Below are 17,772 nucleotides of genomic sequence, written 5' to 3' on the forward strand. Positions count from 1 at the left end.
TGCAAGGAATCACAGAAAAGGCAGCTATCATCTGGCAGAACAATTAAAAATATTTTTTAAAATAATTATTTAATCATTTGATTAAATCAAAAATTCAATCTACATTTGCATCACAACAATAATAATTTACTTATGGAAAAAGATATATCGACAGAAGAAAAAATAAAGGAAGCTGCCCGAAAAGTGTTTCAGGAAAAAGGATACTGACAAGCCCGAACACGTGATATAGCCGACGAAGCAGGTATAAATCTGGCATTACTTAATTATTATTTCCGCAGCAAAGAGAAACTGTTCGATATAATAATGGAAGAAAGTATGCAACAAATGTTCGGACTGATAGTTGGCGTTGTCAATAATGAAAGCATCGGACTCTCTCAGAAAATAGACTTGATTGCAAACCGTTATGTAGATTCTCTTTTAGAAAATCCCAATTTACCATTATTTGTATTAAGTGAAATACAAGCCAATCCAAAGAAGCTGATAGAAAAAATCGGGATTTCAGAGAATCTCATAAAAAATAATTACTTCTACAAGCAGATACAGGAACAGATGGATAAGAAAGGAATAAAAGGGATTGCTCCGCTTCAAATCTTTATAAACATCGTATCAATGACTGTGTTCCCAATTGTAGGCAAACCCTTATTGATAAGTATACATAGTCCGATGACTGAAGATGATTATACCAACTTTATCAATGAGCGCCGGAAACTTGTTCCACAATGGATAAAAATGATGTTGAAAATAGACGAATAATTACTGGAATTATGAAAAAATACCTGTTACTTTTTTTATTTTCAATCCCATCCCTGGCTTTCCCTCAGGCAACTCTCCCGCTTGAGGTTTGTCATCAGAAAGCAAAAGCAAACTACCCGCTTATCAGACGGTACGAGCTGATAGAGAAATCGAAAGAGTATAATCTATCGAATGCAGGGAAGGGATATCTGCCTCAGTTCTCATTGTCGGCAAAAGCATCTTATCAGTCGGAAGTAACCAAAATACCAATTTCCGTTCCGAGGATAGATATCAAAGGGTTAAGCAAAGACCAGTATTCTGCAACGATAGATATTACCCAGACTATCTGGGACGGAGGAGCAATAGGCTCAAAAAAAGAGATAGCCAATGCAAATGCCGATGTAGAGAAAAAGCAACTGGATGTAGACCTTTATACAATAAACGACAGGGTCAATCAATTGTATTTCGGTATTTTATTACTCGATGCCAGATTAAAGCAAAATGACCTTTTACAGGATGAATTGCAGCGAAATTACAACCTGGTTTCGTCCTATATTCAAAATGGGATAGCCAATCAGGCCGATCTGGATGCTATTAAAGTAGAGCAGTTGAAAACTGTGCAAAACAAAACACAATTGCTGTCGAACAGAAAGTCTTATCTGGATATGTTAGCGCTGTTAATAGGAGAGAATCTGGATAAAAGTACCACATTACAAAAACCGGAGGGGGAAGACCTGATAATTTCATCACAAGTGAATCGCCCTGAACTGGAGCTTTTCGATGCACAACTCAACAGCCTTGAAACACAAAAAAGATCAATTAAAACAAGCTATATGCCAAAGTTGGGTTTATTCCTTACGGGAGGTTATGGCAAGCCGGGATTGAATATGCTGGATAATGATTTCTCTCCCTATTATATCGGGGGAGTCCGTTTGTCATGGAACTTCGGAAGCCTTTACACTCAAAAAAACGATAAAAAGCTGATAGAAATTAATCAGGATAACGTTCTTACTCAGCGTGAGACTTTTCTTTTCAATACAAATCTGGAAACTACCCAAGAACGACAGGAGATAGAAAAGAACCGGGATTTATTGAAGTACGATGATGAAATAATCTCGCTCCGCAACAGTGTAAAACGTGCAGCAGAGGCTAAGGTCGCCAATGGAACACTGACTGTTACCGACCTGATGCGCGAAGTAAATAATGAAGATATGGCTAAGCAGGATAAAATACAACACGAAATAGAACTGCTGTTATCTATATATAATCTGAAATATACAACAAATAACTAATCGCATGAATACAATAAAAAATATACTTTACTTCAGTTTTGTCATCCTTTTATCAGCTTGTGGCAGGGGTAATGGCGACTATGATGCATCGGGCGTATTTGAAACAACCGAAGTAATTGTCTCTGCCGAAGCAAACGGAAAGATAATGCAATTGGATATTACAGAAGGCCAGCTCCTTGATGCAGGAAGGGAAATAGGTTATATAGACACTGTACAGCTATATCTGAAAAAGATGCAGCTGCTGGCCAATATGAAATCGGTAAAAACCCGTTATACAGATGTACCCCGCCAGATAGCAGCCACAAAACAACAAATAGCAACTCAAAGAAATGAACTCAAACGTTTCGAAAATCTGGTAAAGTCCAATGCCGCCAATCAGAAACAAGTAGATGACATCAATGCTCAGATACTGGTATTGGAAAGGCAGCTGGCTGCACAAACCGAGACTTTGGAAAACTCTAACAGAGGAGTATCCGAAGAAAGTACAGGGCTGGATATACAGGTTGCCCAATTGAACGACCAATTACAGAAATCCATTGTTACAAGCCCGATAAAAGGGACTGTACTATCCAAATACGCAGAACAGGGAGAACTGGCAACCCAAGGCAGAGTCCTATTCAAGATTGCCGATATGGATAATATGTTTCTGCGGGCATATATCACCTCCGGTCAGCTTACCGAAGTAAAAATAGGGCAACAGGTCAGGGTATTCGCCGACTTCGGAGAAAAAGACATGAAAGAGTACGCAGGCACAATTACATGGATATCGGATAAATCAGAATTCACTCCAAAAACCATTCAGACCAGGGACGAACGCGCCAATCTGGTCTATGCGGTAAAAATAGCCGTAAAGAACGATGGTTACCTCAAAAAAGGAATGTATGGAGAGCTGAAACTGAACTGAAATCAGCATAATCCTGAGATCCTGAATTGACATATAAGGATACCGGTTTCATCGGGAAATAGCATCTGTTTGTCGATTTTTCATTGCCTGTAAACTATAGCGGACATATTTTTATATCGGGAACTAATAAAACATATTCTTACGGAAAGATGCTTTAAAGATAAGCATCCGTTTAAAAGAAGAAGTTGTGGAATCTTGAAATTTTATTGCATATGTTGAATAATCTTATTGGTGCTGATGCCGGATTAGTATGGCAATTACTCTGCGAAAGGGGTATGATGACAATTGATGACATAGAAAAAATAACAGGTTACAGGCAGATGTATGTATATCTCACCCTCGGCTGGCTTTCGAGGGAAAATAAGATTCATTATCTGGAAAAGAATGACATTCTGTATGTCGAGTTAGTAACTGTTTAAATTTTAGAGGTATTCTACTATGCGTTATTTTGAGATAGCTTTTTAGAAGCAGTTTGAGTTATAACGGAGTAATTTGACTATTATGAGCGTAGTGTTTCGGTGTAGCCGACGGAAGGAGGCAGCCGCAACGCGAAGCTTCTGCTACTTACCTCTAAACTGTTAAAATTCTGCATAAATAGAAATCCTGTTTATCTATATTGCAAAAACATTATGGCAAAGTACAACACAGAATTGACAGAAAAGATTGTAAGCCTGCTTGAAGACGAGTTTTTCACCGTGTCGCAGGTATGTAAGGCAACAGGCATCAGCCGTGAGACATATTATTGCTGGATGAATACCAGAGGCGATTTCCGCAGCGAAGTGGAACAGGCGGTAGCGCGCCGCGAAGCCGAACTGATGACGATGGTGCATGCTTCGCTGAAAAAGAAACTTGAAGGCTATTACACCACGGTAGAAAAAGACATCTATGTCCCCGATGGGCATACAGGTGAACTTGTTTTCAAGCAAAAGACTGTTACAAAGAAGGAATGCCCGCCCGACCTTCGCACAATAAAGATGTTGCTTGACAGGCAGGATAAGAATAGCCCCTCCCGATCTCCCCGGGGGGATGAGAAAGCCGCTAAAGAATGCACAATGAAGGATGAAGCCGGAACTCTGGAAAAAATAGAAGAAGCAGATAATAGTATAGAGCAAAAACAGGTGGAAGAAATATTGGAAACCTGCGCGGAGGCCCTCACAGAATTTCCCCCGAAAAACGAACATATAAAAAAGGATATGCAAATACTTACATCTTCACAAAAAAGAAAAGCCGAACACAAAAAGAAGAAAAATAAGGCCCTGCGGGCAGTTATAAGTGATGAGTTTTAAGTAATAAGCGCTAACGCGCCACGACTGTTAACTGATGACTGCTAACTGACAAAACTGTCAGATGTGTCAGGTTTTAACAAAAACAGATAAGTAATATAATTCAAACAGCTACTAAACAGTTACTTAAATAAATGAAAGCTATCTCTGTACAAAATATAAGTAAAAAATACCGTGATATTCAGGCCCTGAACGATATCAGTTTCGATGTGGAACAAGGCGAGATATACGGTATTATCGGCCCCGACGGAGCCGGAAAGACAAGCCTTTTCCGTATCCTTACCACTTTACTTCTGGCTGATGGCGGTACAGCTACAGTCGACGGACTTGATGTAGTGAGGGACTATAAGGAGATACGCAATCATATTGGCTACATGCCGGGTAGATTTTCACTCTATCAGGATTTGACGGTGGAAGAGAATCTCGAATTCTTCGCTACCGTATTCAATACGACCATTCAGGAAAACTACCATCTGATAAAAGATATTTACCAACAAATAGAACCATTCAAAAACAGGAGAGCAGGCAAGTTATCGGGTGGTATGAAACAAAAGCTGGCACTGAGTTGCGCCCTTATACATAAACCCGCCGTATTGTTCCTTGATGAGCCTACAACCGGAGTAGACCCGGTTTCTCGAAAGGAATTCTGGGAGATGCTCAGGAAACTGAAAGAACAGAATATCACCATTCTTGTATCTACTCCTTATATGGACGAGGCTACGCTTTGCGACCGTATCGCACTTATTCAGCAAGGCAGCTTTTTGCAGGTAGATACACCACAAAATATTATAGGCCGGTTTTCGGAGCCGTTATGGTCGGTAAAGAGTAATCAGATGTATCAGTTATTAAAAGATTTACGGCAATACGATAAGGTGAAGACCTGCTTCACATTTGGAGAAACACATCATATCACAGTCAACAATAATCTGACTGAGGCCGAACTGAAAGCCTTTTTGGCCGAAAAGCAACATAAGGATATAGAAATACATACCATTCAGGCAACTATTGAAGATTGTTACATGCAATTGGCTCAAAATAACGAATAATGACAGAAAAAGTAATACATACGGAAAACCTCACAAAGAAATTCGGCAATTTCACGGCCGTAGATAATATTTCTTTCAGTGTAGACAGAGGTGAGATATTCGGCTTTCTGGGGGCAAACGGCGCAGGAAAAACAACCGCTATGCGGATGCTCTGCGGATTGAGCTACCCAAGCTCAGGAAAAGGCATGGTTGCAGGATTCGATATTGCCCGACAACAGGAAGACGTAAAGAGAAACATAGGCTATATGAGTCAGAAATTCTCATTATACGAAGACCTGAAGGTATGGGAAAACATGCGCCTGTTTGGAGGAATATACGGAATGAAAGACAAAGAGATATCAAGCAAAACGGATGAAATACTGACCGAACTGGGTTTTATAAATGAACGTAATACACTTGTAAAAGAATTACCTCTCGGTTGGAAACAGAAGCTGGCTTTCTCGGTCTCTATCTTTCACGAACCGAAAGTCGTTTTTCTCGATGAACCGACCGGAGGTGTCGATCCTGCTACCCGCCGTCAGTTTTGGGAGCTGATATATCAGGCTGCCGATAGAGGGATCACTGTATTTGTAACTACTCATTATATGGATGAAGCCGAATATTGCCGCAGGGTATCTATTATGGTCGATGGCAAGATAGAGGCTCTGGACACTCCTGCCAATCTCCGCCACCGGTTTAATGCGGAGAGTATGGATGGAGTATTTCAGCAGTTGGCGAGGAAAGCTCTTAGAGTTGACAATTGAAAATGGACAATTGACAGTGAATAGCAAAACCTATTTACTACTAACTTCTGTTAAATCGTTCTTTTGTTGTTTTTACAATACTTATAAGAAGTTTTATTAATTCTTGACAATCTAAATGAATGGAAACAAATTCTTTCTCCGATAAAAAAGCTGCATCTTTCAAAAGCATAAGCCAATATTCGGTTTCGTTGGCTTCTTTTAAAGCGATATTCATTTTGTTTAGAAAATCAGCTTTAGACTGGGCATGTTCACCTTCTTTTATCAAGGCCCCAATAGCTGTTCCACTACGAAGTAATTGTTTTGACAAAACATATTCGTTATGTTCTGCCACAAGCCACTTATACAGATTTATTATTCTTAGAGCAAAGTTATACGATTTTTCAGCAACCATTGGTAAATTAATAATTAACGAAAATAATCATAAACTTTGAAATATCCATTGTCAACTGTCCATTATCAACTGTCAACTATTAATTAGATGAAACAATTCATAAGCTTCGTCAAAAAAGAATTCTTCCACATATTTCGCGACAGGCGTACTATGCTTATCCTGCTTGGCATGCCCATCGTGCAGATTATACTTTTCGGGTTCGCTATCACAACAGAAGTGAAAAATACGCAGATTGCGATATTTGACCCCTCAAAAGATATTTCAACACAGCGCATCACGGAACAATTACAGGCCAGTGAATATTTTACTGTTACGGAAGTACTAAATAATCCCGATGATATAGACAGAGTATTCAAAGAAGGGAAAGTTAATCTGGTAGTCGTATTCGGAGAGAATTTCAGTGATAACATGCTGCATACCGGGGAAGCGTCTGTACAACTTATATCTGATGCCACCGACCCAAATCAGGCAAGCATGCTTTCCGGTTACGCGACCAGTATTATCACCTCCTATCAACAAGAACTAATGCAGGAATATAAAGTTCCGTTTCAGATTATACCTGAGATAAGAATGCTATACAATCCTCAGCTTAAAAGCGCCTATAACTTCGTTCCCGGAGTAATGGGACTTATACTGATGCTTATATGCGCCATGATGACATCCATAGCTATTGTTCGCGAAAAAGAACAGGGTACTATGGAAATACTATTAGCATCGCCGATTAAGCCGATATACATCATTCTCGCAAAGATGGTTCCATACTTCACCCTATCTTTTGTCAATCTGTCTACTATACTCCTTTTGTCGGTCTTTGTATTGCAGGTGCCCATCGCAGGTAGTCTGTTCTGGCTGACAATCGTGTCCGTCCTGTTCATTATGGTGGCATTGGCTTTAGGCTTGCTTATCTCTACTATTGTAGATACACAGGTCGCAGCCATGCTGGTCTCCGGTATGGGATTGATGATGCCTGTGATGCTGCTTTCGGGAATGATATTCCCTATAGAAAGTATGCCTGCGGTTCTCCAATGGTTTTCTGATATCATACCGGCAAAATGGTATGTATCATCTGTAAGAAAGCTTATGATAGAGGGGGTGGATGTAGTATTTGTATTAAAAGAGATGATAATACTATTAGTTATGGCAGTATCCCTGATAGTGGTAAGTTTAAAGAAGTTCAAAACAAGGCTCACTTAATAAATAAGCTGTTAGCTTATGGCCTTTAACTGTTAGAAAATACAGAAAAGGCTATAGGCTAATGGCTGACAGCTAAAAGCTAACAATATGATAAAGTTTCTTATCGAAAAAGAATTCAAGCAGATTCTGAGGAATAAGTTCCTTCCGAAATTGATAATGGTATGGCCTGTTATGATGATGCTTATCATGCCCTGGGCAGCGAATCAGGAGATAAAAGACATCCGCCTGAGTATTGTCGACAATGACCATAGTTCCTATTCGGAGCGTCTTGTTAATAAAATAACTTCTTCCGGATATTTTCTTCTTACAGACGTATCTGCATCGAATAATAAAGCCTTGGAAAGTATAGAATCCGGCAAAGCGGATATTATACTGGAAATACAACCTGACTTTGAAAAAAATCTTGTAAGGGACGGCCTGGCCAATGTAATGATTTCAGCCAATGCGGTAAATGGAGTCAAAGGTGGGCTGAGCTCATCTTATATGACTTCTATTCTTAGCAACTTTGGAAGTGAAATACGTGGCGAATGGGTGCAAACAAGCTCAAAGGCTATTCAGCCTGTTATCAACATAGTACCCTTGAATAAGTTCAATCCGCATCTGGACTACAAAGTGTTTATGGTGCCGGCACTGATGGTAATGTTACTTACCTTACTAGCCGGATTCCTTCCTGCCCTGAACATTGTAGGGGAAAAAGAGACCGGAACTATCGAACAGATGAATGTGACTCCTGTTAATAAATTTACCTTTATTCTGGCAAAATTGATCCCATACTGGATTATCGGAGGTATTGTACTCACGGTTTGCTTCTTGCTTTCCGCTTTAGTGTATGGGCTGACTCCTTCGGGAAGCCTTCTCACTATCGGACTCTTTGCCGGGGTTTACACGCTTGTAGTTTCGGGACTGGGATTAGTTATATCAAACTATTCGAACACTACACAGCAGGCCATGTTTGTCATGTTCTTTTTCCTTATTGTTTTGATTCTGATGAGTGGTATGTTCACTCCCATAAACAGTATGCCGGAGTGGGCAAAAATCATTACTATGGCTAATCCTTTGAGATACTTTATAGAAGTTATGCGTATGGTATTTCTGAAAGGGAGCGCATTAGCAGATATGACAACACATATAGTTGTCCTCATAGGGTTTGCCCTCTTCTTTAATATATGGGCGGTTATAAGTTACAAGAAGACGAATTGAATACATATTATAAAAATAAGAAAGGATATCTTGCTTAAGATATCCTTTCTTCATATTCTATATAAGAGAGTCTCTATTTTTCCAACTCATTCAGATTTTCATCGATGGCCTCTATTTTCTTAACAAGCAAGTCCATCTCATTTTTCAGATTCTCTATTTTATGAGTAATATCTTTCAGAAGGCCGCCGCCCCCCTTCGATGAAACGGAAAGGAAATTCATATTATTCTCATAAGTTTGAAGATCTGTTTTCACCTTATTATATTGGTGCATCAGATGATCCCTTTCTTTGTATAATACCCGCTTTGGATTGTCTTGTTTCGACATATCCTTCATATTCGATTTGAAAGCCTCGAAACGACGTTCCGTCTTATCCACTTTCAAGCGATCATAATGGGCATCCACAGCCTGATGGAATTCTTTATAAATCCTGTCTTTTTCTTTAAACGGAACAAATCCTATTTTATGGAATTCATCCGCTAAAGCACGCACCTGAGCGATTGCTTCCGATGCTTCTAAAGATTCGTCTATATTATTTATCTTCTCTATAATTTCTTTCTTAGCTGTAAGATTTTCAAGCTCCTCACCTTTTTGTGAAGATTCGTTCTTCTTTTTCTGCTCGAAGAAATAATCACAGGCTGTAACAAATTCTTTCCAGATAGCATCCGAATATTTACGGGGAACCGGACCGATGGTTTTCCACTCTTTCTGTATACCGATGAGTTTATCTGCTGTAGATTTCCATTCGGTGCTGTCTTTCAACATTTTTGCCTGTTCGCACAAAGAACGTTTTTTCTCGAGGTTGATATCCATCTCGTCCCTCACCCCTCTGAAAAATTCGCTTTTACGTTCGAAGAATGTATCGCACAATGCCCTGAACTCTTCAAATATCTGTGTGTTCACCTTTTTAGGCACAAACCCAATGGTTTTCCATTTAGCCTGCAATTCAATTACTTCCTTGCTTTTTTCATCCCAATCTTTGAATGAATTAAGCGTAGAATAATCAATTGTTTTGAGGGTTTCGCAAATTGCAGTCTTTTCTGCCAGATTCTCCTCTTCTTTTCCTTTCAGAGATTCGAAATGTGTCTGATATTTTTTATTTATAGCAGTAGATGCATCTTTGAAGCGTGTCCAGGTTTCTTCTCTGAGTTCTCTGGCTACAGGACCTATCTCACGCCATTGTTGATGGAAATTCTGAAGCTGATGGAATGCTGACACTGCATCTGCGTCATCTATTAGTTTTTCTACAGCATCAATTATAGATGTTTTCAGTTCCAGATTCTTCTTAAAGTCATAATCACGGAACTCGTTGTTTATCTTAATCAGGTCATAGAATTTTTCCGTATAAATCTGATATGATTTCCACAACTCCTTAACTTTAGCCTGAGGAACCAATGCGATATCGCTCCACTGTTGCTGTAAATCTTTGAACTCTTTATATAACTTATTAAAGTCGTCTGAACTTTCAGTCAGATTCTTAATCGAATCTATTATTTGAAGTTTTTTATTATAGTTATCTTCCTTAAGTCTTTCTTCTGCAATGGCGTTGCTTGCCCGCTTCTCTTTTATTTCATTTAAGAAAGTTTTTACCACATCCTCACTAGGGTCGGGTGTAGGCGTGAAAGTTTCAGCATCATTGCCTGCTTCGGCAAATGCTGCTTTCTCCGCTTCCACACTTGCAGAACGAAGTTTATAATATGCCTGTTTCAAAGCTTCCACCTCTGCACGCGAAGGTAATTCGGATTGTGATGCCAGATTTTTTAAGTTCTCTATTATCTCATCCTTTGTCAAAGATGCGTGCTTTGTCACATGAGCCTCTGTAGTTGCCTCAGGTTGCTCTGTATCGTCTTCCGACTCATTATTTTCTGCTGACACAGTTGGCTCTTCCGGGTCTTCCGCAATTTCAGCCACTGCCTCTATTTCAGGAGTAGTCTCTGCTGCGGGCTCAACTTCTTTTGCTGACTCCGGTTCTTCAACTGTTTCTTCCTCTTTTACTGGCTCAACATTTTCAGCCGGGGTTTCTTTTTCAGCAGATTCATTCTCTACCGCTTCAACGTTAGCTTCTATAGGCTTTGTTTCTTCGGCTTTGTTCTCGTCAGAAGGGTCTCCCACAGGCAATTTGGGCTCTAGGTTCTCGTTCATATAGTTAGTTTTTAATGGATGAAGGTAATACCTTATGTTTTTCGCTCGGCAAATTAATCATTTTTTTTTGTCATATCAACTAATAATATAAAGTTTTTTAACTAACGTAGCTAAAATAGAGTATTATCATCGATCTTTCTCTTGTTGTTTCCGCTTTTCTTCGGCTTGTTTTTCCTTTTCTTTACGTTCAGCTTCGCGGGCTTTTTCTTTTTCATCGCGCTCTTTTTCACGTTGACCAAGACGTTCTTTCTGTATGCGTTCTTTCTCCTTACGTTCTTCTTCGCGGGCTTTCTCTTTTTCTTTTCGTTCCCGCTCCTGTTGTCGTTGCCGTTCTTCCTGCTGACGGATCCGCTCTTTGCGCTCGTCCTCTTTCTGTTTGCGTTCGTCCTCTCTGGCCTTAATCGCCGCACGTTCAGCATCTTTCTTCTGCTGTTGTTCCTGTTGTATTTGTTGCTGACGTTGTTTTTCCACAGCTTTTATAGAATCCTGAGTTGCCTTTTCAGCTTTGGCAATGGCATCGACTTTGGCCTTTTCAGTCTTGTTGATAGAATCCTGCCGGGCTTTTTCTATTGCTTTCAATTCTTTCTGACGCTGTTTTTCCTTACGTTGCTGTTCTTTCAGTTCCGCTTTTTCTTCTTTAGTCAGGCTTTCCCTGTTTTTATATTTATTAAACAAATTCTTAATACCATCCACCGGATTATTTACAATATCTTCTACAGATTCTATTACATCATTTACTTTTCCGGCTTTCTCCAATTGTTCTTTAGTTAGCAGATCGTCTGCATTTATTTGCTTGTCATTTACAGGTTTTTCGGGTTGTTTAGCAACCTCATCATCCCTCTTTATTTCAACAGGTGGAATTTCTTTTTCTGTTTCCGGTCGAATAATATCATCCTCTGGCTGTTCTGGCAACTCCGGCAATGTCACATCCTGATCATCGGTAGCCGGTTGTACTGTCAGCCTGTCAATTATTCCTTTATTATTCCAGTATGCAATTAGCTGAGGCATTTGTTTTTCGTAATGTTCAGCAAAGAAAGTCATATATTGCTCCAATCCCAAGCGAGGAAGCATACCTGTATAGTTGTCTACCGAAATAGGCAGTACAAGAATAGACGTATCCACCTTGTGCATCAATCCGTCTTCGCCGAAGGCCTTATTCATATATGATCTGATATTGGCAAACGATTCGAATCCTTTGATTTGTAGCATATCATAAGGCGGTTCGGTATCGAAGTTCAGGTCGAATGTTTGGATTACATAATTGGAAAAATTATAATCAGCTACCTGATAGAGTAATTCATTTCTGTCTATCGTATTCGATTTATACATTAATAAGAGCAAATACTCTGTATCCAGACTGTCGCTATACGCTAAAACCTTTCCGTTTTCACCCACCGAAGCACTATCTCCGAGGTAAGCCTTACTCCAGTCAAATTCCGTAATAGGTGTACCATCTGACAATATAATCCGGCCTTCTTTTATTCTTTCCAGAATCTCTGTAGCCAATGGGGTGACATCAGCTTTCGGAAACTTTTGCACTACTTCGGCCAGATTATCACCCAATGCCTTTACATCGCGGGTCTGAGCATAAGACAGTGCATTCAGGAAAGCAAACTTAGGCATCATATCCGTAAATGGATATTTGGCTTTCATTGCCTGATAATTGTTTCTTACAATCTGCACATCTGCCCTTTGATAAGCAGCGTAGGCTTCATTATACAACGAATCCTGCAAAAGTGGCATATGCCTGAAATTCCACTCAAAATCAGGTTCGGACAATGGTATGGCATATTGCCCCTGAGGAAATTCTGTCAATAACTTATTCCGGTAAACAGCCAACATATCCTGATCCCCAAGTTGCATATAAATCAGCAATAACTGGTAATATATTTCTTCCAGATTAGGTGTAGCTGGGTAACGGCTTATATCGGCATTAAAAGTCTCTATGGCCAGAGGCAAGTCTTCCAGTTTGTCTTTATATATTTTCCCCATATTGAATAGGGCATTCTCTATTAATTCGTTCGACTCTTTCATAGCCTCCTCGGTAAGGGGCAATTGCTGCAAATAATAATCGACAGAATATTTATCTTCGATAGCACTCATCTCTCCCGGCTCCGTTACATTTCCTTGTCCTAAACCCGTTTGTCCCGAACTGATCGAATCTGACATGCTTATTTCATCCAGTTTATCAAAAGAGGAAATACCCGACTTGCTACGTCTTCGCCAGTCATCTTCGAGTTTGCGATTGCCCCATTGCTTCTGAAAAGCAACTTTCCCCTGGGCTACAGTCTGATCATTATAAAAATAGAATTGAGTATCTGCATCTTGCTGACCAGCCGTTCCTGGCTGAAATGTTTGATTTTGGGGAATATTATGAGACAAACTTGTTTCCAGTTGGTCCCAACTTGTGATTCTGTTCCCCTGTTCTTCTACCCGCTTTAGTCTTTCCTCTTCTCTAAGGCGTTCCTCCTCTTCTTTTTTTAGTTCGTCTATTTTTTTATGAATAATCTCAAGACGTTGTTCTTCGGGAAGGCTCGCCAAATGCTGCAAGCTATCCTGCTCATATACGACGATCGCATGTACAACCAACTCGTCCAAGACCTCGGAACGAAAAGAAACACGCGGATAACTTGCATCGTTTTTTTTCAACTGAGGTAAAGCCTCGGAATAACATGGCTGGGCCGGAATAAAATCTCTCCTGCCAAAATAAATATCCCCCAGCGATACCTGCGCCATAGCTTTGTCATATCCGTTACGGACACTTTCTTTTATCGCGGTACGGTAATTTTCTATCGCTTTAGCTGTATCTTGCTGTTGCAGGTATATATTCCCGATGGTATTGTATACCTGATCCTTATAATCCTTATTCTTCGAACTTTTAGCCATACCTCTAAGAGAAGATATCACATCGGAAGTCTTCCTGGAGGTATCGAGCTGTAATTCCTGCAATTTGGAATTAAATGTGAACTTATAAGGAGTATTCATCCCGTATACATTCGAGAAAGCCTTGGCGGCGGCGGTTTTATTTCCCGTTTCGATATATAATTGTCCCAGCAGATATTTCAGGCGGAGCTTTTGATTCTTATCTTTTTCTTTCTTTATAGCATATTCCAGATGAGGAATAGCTTCCGCGTATTCTTTATTTCTTATCAAAAAATTGGCTTTTACAGCCGAATACAACGCTTTCTGGCTTTCGGGAGCTCCTCCTGCAATTTCCATCTTATGCAATATATTGCCGGCCTCGTACATCCATCCCATCTCGGTGTATGCTCTGCTGATCCACAATTGACATTCGGCTACAATATCGGGATCAGAACTGTATATCTTGGTAATATACATAAAAGTGGTTATCGCCCGCAGGTAATTGGCTTCATAAAATTCGGCCTTAGCCAGCAGAAGCCATACCTGATCCATAAAAGGAGTATATTCCTTTTGCTGAAGCCATGCCTGATATTTCGCGTCATTCCTGCGTTTAGGGTCACGGCGGGGCTTGGCTTTTATGGAATGCAATTTTATAGCCTTCGTCGTTTTATCTATCGTAGTTGTAAAACTTCCGCCGGGAGCCTGCATAGTGGCAGAATCCGAATTGTCAGGAAAAATATACAACATCTGAGAAAAATTATCTTCCTGCCCCTGACTCCTCGTCTTCAGGGTTTCCTTATATGCTTCATTCGCATTGAAATGGATATTGTACCGGGTATTTACTGAATGGTAGAAACGTGTCAAACCGGTGTTCTTCTGGTTAGAACACGACATGAAAAAGAATACTAACAGTACACTTAGTCCGAGACATAGTGCACATACCGTTTTATTTTGTGACACGTATAGTTCGACGGCTGATTGTTACATATAATAAAACACAAAAATAAGCAATTTATTGTTTGGCCCGCACTTTGCTCCGAAAAAGCCAATTAGGAGAAAGAGTGTCAGATAAAAATTCCAATCACGTATCAGTATTATTGGAATTATACAATACTTTATACTTTGCCTATGGAAAAATAGATATATTTGCCTCTAAATTATAAAACAATCAATATACAACGGGTATGACAATATTCCAGAATCAATTTGATGACATCAAGAAACTCATTGGCTTTGAAGATTTCGTATTACTCACTAAACGCATAATCGATCTTACTTTAGACACCGGAAATATCAGTTTCTATAAAAAAACCTTGGACTTACTCGACTGGCTTGACCAGAATGCTGATAGTACCGAACAAAAGACAGAACGATTTTCATCCATACTGGACGATCTCTATCAGGAACTGGCTAATAAACCGACAGCGACTGATGCAGATAAACTTTTGCTTTCGACATATAATCTTATCAAATCCTATAAAAACTCTTCTTTTGCACTTGGCCCTGTTTCCTTTGATATAAAAGCAGGAGAAATTATCGGACTTGTCGGAGAAAATGGAAATGGTAAGACAACACTTCTGCGTTCGTTATGTGGAGAACTTCAACCTACAAGCGGCCATATAAAGTATCTCTTTTCGCATGTCAGTGGCTATGATCTGCGTTCAAAGCTGATTTATATTCCGCAACGGACAACTTCGTGGCAAGGCTCGTTATTATCTAATCTGCGCTTTACGGCTTCATCATACGGTATTATAGGTGAAGAAAACATCCTCACGGTTGAGTTAATCGTGGCACGTATGGGATTACGCAAATACCGTACTTACAAATGGAAGAATCTTTCATCGGGCTATAAAATGCGTTTCGAACTTGCACGTGCATTATTACGGAAACCCAAGTTGCTGTTAATAGACGAACCCCTAGCCAATCTGGATATATTAGCACAACAAATCGTACTCGACGATTTCCGTGATATAGCATGTTCCCCTTTTCGTCCGTTAGGTATCGTCCTCAGTTCGCAACAATTATACGAAGTAGAAAAAGCCTCTGACAGAGTTATTTTTCTTAAAAACGGTACACCCCGAAATCTGGATCAGGAGACGGATATAGCATATGCCGAAATACCGAAACTAATTATAGAGTTCGAATCGGGCTGGAAGCAGGACCAATTATATGCTGCATTTGCTGCCATTGGAATAGAAAAACTACAGATAAACGGAGGAACATATGTCGCCAGTTTTCCCGCTTGGGTTACGCAGGACGAATTTCTCAGGCTGATACTCGAACAGCAGTTGCCACTGACATACTTCCGCAATATCTCCAACTCTACACGTAGATTCTTCCTCTCTTAAAAAAACATTATCATGACAAAAAACATACAAAAATATCTACTGCTACACTACCCTAATATATGGAATATAAGGATAGTCCCAATGCTGTTTATAATGGTAGTCGTCCATCTCATTTTTTTCGGAATCGGTTATTTATCAACCGATATTTCGTTCGGAAAAACTCATTATTACTCTCCAGCGTCCGACTTAGGAATACTCTATCCTACATCAATCCTCATTAGCCTATTAATCCTCATTGGGTGGCTAGTTTTATTTAACAGAAACAACGGATTCAAGATATTCTACCCTAAAAAAACAGGACAATTATATGGAGAATGGTTAATGATCTTCCTTATCACCACATGCATTTCATGTATTCCACTTACACTTACTCAAGGTTATATCTTTAAATGGAATTCTGTATCAAGTTATGATGAAGCCACCAAAGCGATGGAACTTCTGGATAAGGTTCGTGTGCTGATACCAGACGAAACAGAGAGTTTTTCATACAGCAGTGACTACGACAGTCCGATCCCCATCCCTCATAACATAATGCTAGATCCTGACACGCTCGACCTAAGCCTGTATGCAGTTGATTATAACCGTAACGATGGTATCAGGATAGAAGGATATACTGGACCATCTCTTCTTTTTTATAAAGACTACAAATTTAACAATTATTACTACTACCATAAGGATATACAGAACATAGAAGTTTCCGAAAGGCAAAAGATAAACCGCCAGAAACAGGTAAAAGAATGGCTTATCAATGGTCAAAAAGATAGTATATATACCATTATGCTCGCTTTTGAGAAACTTCAAAAGAAACATGGTTTACCTATAAAACTCACACCCGACAAGTGGATGGAAAGAATATACAATCCTCCGTTTTTTCCGGTGAATCGTTCTACATTGATAGCTAATTATCAGCTCGGTGAAGATGAAGTATACTATACAGATGAATATCCGGTTGCTGCCGCCGACTCAGATTCGGATGTCATTGCAGGCTATCCGGAATATTATCATACACAAACAACGCCCTCTCTCCCCTCTGAGGACTTGTCAGCCGGATACAGCCATATATTGGATTATTACGATTATAACTATAATAACGAACTTCAGACAATAGTCTTTATATGCCTGTATATGTCACTGGCTGCATCCAGCTTTATATTTTCATTCAGGGTTACAGGAAGAAAGGAATGGTTGACAATGCTCATCTCTATGGGGATACTTATATTTATATCAGTACTTTTGGCTGCCGGTTTTTATGAAATAACAAGATGGGCAGATTCCGAAGTTATATCTATATTCATGATATCACTCTGGTTAATATTATTCCTGATTTTGGTAACGAAAATCATATTTAAAATTGTTACTAAAGGAAAAAAAGGTCGCTCAGGTATTTATATAAATCTCCTGATATGGATGATTCCATGCCTTATCCCATTAATTTACGCTATCTTAATTGCTTTCGAAGAACTAACCCGAAACTACGAAGATCGTTATTACGGAGAAGACGAGCAGTTTATGACAATGCTGTGGATAAATATTCCTTTTATTATTCTTGCCATGTGTCTTGTTTCAGTATTAGTACGCAGGTGGAAAAGTATTGCTGAAGAATAATCTTTGCCAGAGGCGACGAATCGAAATACTAA

Annotated in this window: 13 protein-coding genes and 2 pseudogenes; 12 read left to right on the forward strand and 3 right to left on the reverse strand. The window is 39.6% G+C overall.

Annotated features, from left to right (window positions below; all coding sequences use genetic code 11):
• Nucleotides 1-225: 225 nt before the first annotated feature.
• From HMPREF9455_RS21870 to HMPREF9455_RS10525, 8 genes and pseudogenes are all read left to right on the forward strand, one after another.
• Nucleotides 226-285, forward strand: a pseudogene (locus HMPREF9455_RS21870) (hypothetical protein); the annotation flags it as partial.
• Nucleotides 286-303: 18 nt separating this feature from the next.
• Nucleotides 304-753 (forward strand): TetR/AcrR family transcriptional regulator, encoded by a 450-nt coding sequence (locus HMPREF9455_RS10495; RefSeq protein WP_245532182.1) that lies wholly within the window; start codon nt 304-306, stop codon nt 751-753.
• An 11-nt stretch (nt 754-764) separates the two neighbouring features.
• Nucleotides 765-2,024, forward strand: a complete 1,260-nt coding sequence (locus tag HMPREF9455_RS10500; RefSeq protein ID WP_006799664.1) for a TolC family protein — start codon at nt 765-767, stop codon at nt 2,022-2,024.
• Between the two features lie 4 nt (nt 2,025-2,028).
• Nucleotides 2,029-2,928, forward strand: coding sequence for an HlyD family secretion protein (locus tag HMPREF9455_RS10505; protein ID WP_006799665.1), 900 nt, complete (start codon nt 2,029-2,031; stop codon nt 2,926-2,928).
• Nucleotides 2,929-3,140: 212 nt separating this feature from the next.
• Complete coding sequence (locus HMPREF9455_RS10510) at nt 3,141-3,347, forward strand: winged helix-turn-helix domain-containing protein (protein WP_006799666.1); 207 nt, start codon at nt 3,141-3,143, stop codon at nt 3,345-3,347.
• A 210-nt stretch (nt 3,348-3,557) separates the two neighbouring features.
• The gene (locus tag HMPREF9455_RS20715) at nt 3,558-4,214 is read left to right on the forward strand and encodes a helix-turn-helix transcriptional regulator (RefSeq protein ID WP_006799667.1); all 657 of its coding nucleotides are present in this window, start codon (nt 3,558-3,560) and stop codon (nt 4,212-4,214) included.
• Nucleotides 4,215-4,345: 131 nt separating this feature from the next.
• Entirely contained in the window at nt 4,346-5,257 is a 912-nt protein-coding gene (locus tag HMPREF9455_RS10520; RefSeq protein WP_006799668.1) for an ABC transporter ATP-binding protein, read from the forward strand.
• A gap of 14 nt (nt 5,258-5,271) precedes the next feature.
• Nucleotides 5,272-6,000, forward strand: a pseudogene (locus HMPREF9455_RS10525) (ABC transporter ATP-binding protein); the annotation flags it as partial.
• 40 nt (nt 6,001-6,040) lie between these two features.
• On the opposite strand, the gene HMPREF9455_RS10530 reads toward HMPREF9455_RS10525, so the two are convergent.
• A complete protein-coding gene (locus HMPREF9455_RS10530) occupies nt 6,041-6,391 on the reverse strand; it encodes a four helix bundle protein (RefSeq protein ID WP_006799670.1) in 351 nt (116 codons plus the stop codon).
• Nucleotides 6,392-6,478: 87 nt separating this feature from the next.
• Between HMPREF9455_RS10530 and HMPREF9455_RS10535 the strand changes: the two genes are divergently transcribed.
• Nucleotides 6,479-7,585, forward strand: a complete 1,107-nt coding sequence (locus HMPREF9455_RS10535) for an ABC transporter permease (protein WP_006799671.1) — start codon at nt 6,479-6,481, stop codon at nt 7,583-7,585.
• A gap of 87 nt (nt 7,586-7,672) precedes the next feature.
• A complete protein-coding gene (locus tag HMPREF9455_RS10540; protein WP_006799672.1) occupies nt 7,673-8,785 on the forward strand; it encodes an ABC transporter permease in 1,113 nt (370 codons plus the stop codon).
• A gap of 73 nt (nt 8,786-8,858) precedes the next feature.
• On the opposite strand, the gene HMPREF9455_RS10545 is transcribed toward HMPREF9455_RS10540, so the two are convergent.
• Nucleotides 8,859-10,925: a DUF349 domain-containing protein gene (locus HMPREF9455_RS10545; RefSeq protein ID WP_006799673.1), complete on the reverse strand. Its 2,067-nt coding sequence runs from the start codon at nt 10,923-10,925 to the stop codon at nt 8,859-8,861.
• A gap of 126 nt (nt 10,926-11,051) precedes the next feature.
• A complete protein-coding gene (porW, locus tag HMPREF9455_RS10550) occupies nt 11,052-14,681 on the reverse strand; it encodes a type IX secretion system periplasmic lipoprotein PorW/SprE (protein ID WP_006799674.1) in 3,630 nt (1,209 codons plus the stop codon).
• A gap of 290 nt (nt 14,682-14,971) precedes the next feature.
• Between porW and HMPREF9455_RS10555 the strand changes: the two genes are divergently transcribed.
• Both HMPREF9455_RS10555 and HMPREF9455_RS10560 read left to right on the forward strand, forming a co-directional pair.
• On the forward strand, nt 14,972-16,135 hold the full coding sequence (locus tag HMPREF9455_RS10555) for an ABC transporter ATP-binding protein (protein WP_006799675.1): 1,164 nt from the start codon (nt 14,972-14,974) through the stop codon (nt 16,133-16,135).
• 12 nt (nt 16,136-16,147) lie between these two features.
• Nucleotides 16,148-17,740, forward strand: coding sequence for a hypothetical protein (locus HMPREF9455_RS10560; RefSeq protein WP_006799676.1), 1,593 nt, complete (start codon nt 16,148-16,150; stop codon nt 17,738-17,740).
• Nucleotides 17,741-17,772 lie beyond the last annotated feature (32 nt).

Source organism: Dysgonomonas gadei ATCC BAA-286 (genome assembly GCF_000213555.1).
GTDB classification, from domain to species: domain Bacteria; phylum Bacteroidota; class Bacteroidia; order Bacteroidales; family Dysgonomonadaceae; genus Dysgonomonas; species Dysgonomonas gadei.

Bases quoted from the DNA above. Each gene is read 5' to 3' on its own strand.
- HMPREF9455_RS10495 (WP_245532182.1), top strand. From the start codon at position 304: ATGGAAGAAAGTATGCAACAAATGTTCGGACTGATAGTTGGCGTTGTC.
- HMPREF9455_RS10500 (WP_006799664.1), top strand. From the start codon at position 765: ATGAAAAAATACCTGTTACTTTTTTTATTTTCAATCCCATCCCTGGCT.
- HMPREF9455_RS10505 (WP_006799665.1), top strand. From the start codon at position 2,029: ATGAATACAATAAAAAATATACTTTACTTCAGTTTTGTCATCCTTTTA.
- HMPREF9455_RS10510 (WP_006799666.1), top strand. From the start codon at position 3,141: ATGTTGAATAATCTTATTGGTGCTGATGCCGGATTAGTATGGCAATTA.
- HMPREF9455_RS20715 (WP_006799667.1), top strand. From the start codon at position 3,558: ATGGCAAAGTACAACACAGAATTGACAGAAAAGATTGTAAGCCTGCTT.
- HMPREF9455_RS10520 (WP_006799668.1), top strand. From the start codon at position 4,346: ATGAAAGCTATCTCTGTACAAAATATAAGTAAAAAATACCGTGATATT.
- HMPREF9455_RS10530 (WP_006799670.1), bottom strand. From the start codon at position 6,391: ATGGTTGCTGAAAAATCGTATAACTTTGCTCTAAGAATAATAAATCTG.
- HMPREF9455_RS10535 (WP_006799671.1), top strand. From the start codon at position 6,479: ATGAAACAATTCATAAGCTTCGTCAAAAAAGAATTCTTCCACATATTT.
- HMPREF9455_RS10540 (WP_006799672.1), top strand. From the start codon at position 7,673: ATGATAAAGTTTCTTATCGAAAAAGAATTCAAGCAGATTCTGAGGAAT.
- HMPREF9455_RS10545 (WP_006799673.1), bottom strand. From the start codon at position 10,925: ATGAACGAGAACCTAGAGCCCAAATTGCCTGTGGGAGACCCTTCTGAC.
- porW (WP_006799674.1), bottom strand. From the start codon at position 14,681: ATGTCGTGTTCTAACCAGAAGAACACCGGTTTGACACGTTTCTACCAT.
- HMPREF9455_RS10555 (WP_006799675.1), top strand. From the start codon at position 14,972: ATGACAATATTCCAGAATCAATTTGATGACATCAAGAAACTCATTGGC.
- HMPREF9455_RS10560 (WP_006799676.1), top strand. From the start codon at position 16,148: ATGACAAAAAACATACAAAAATATCTACTGCTACACTACCCTAATATA.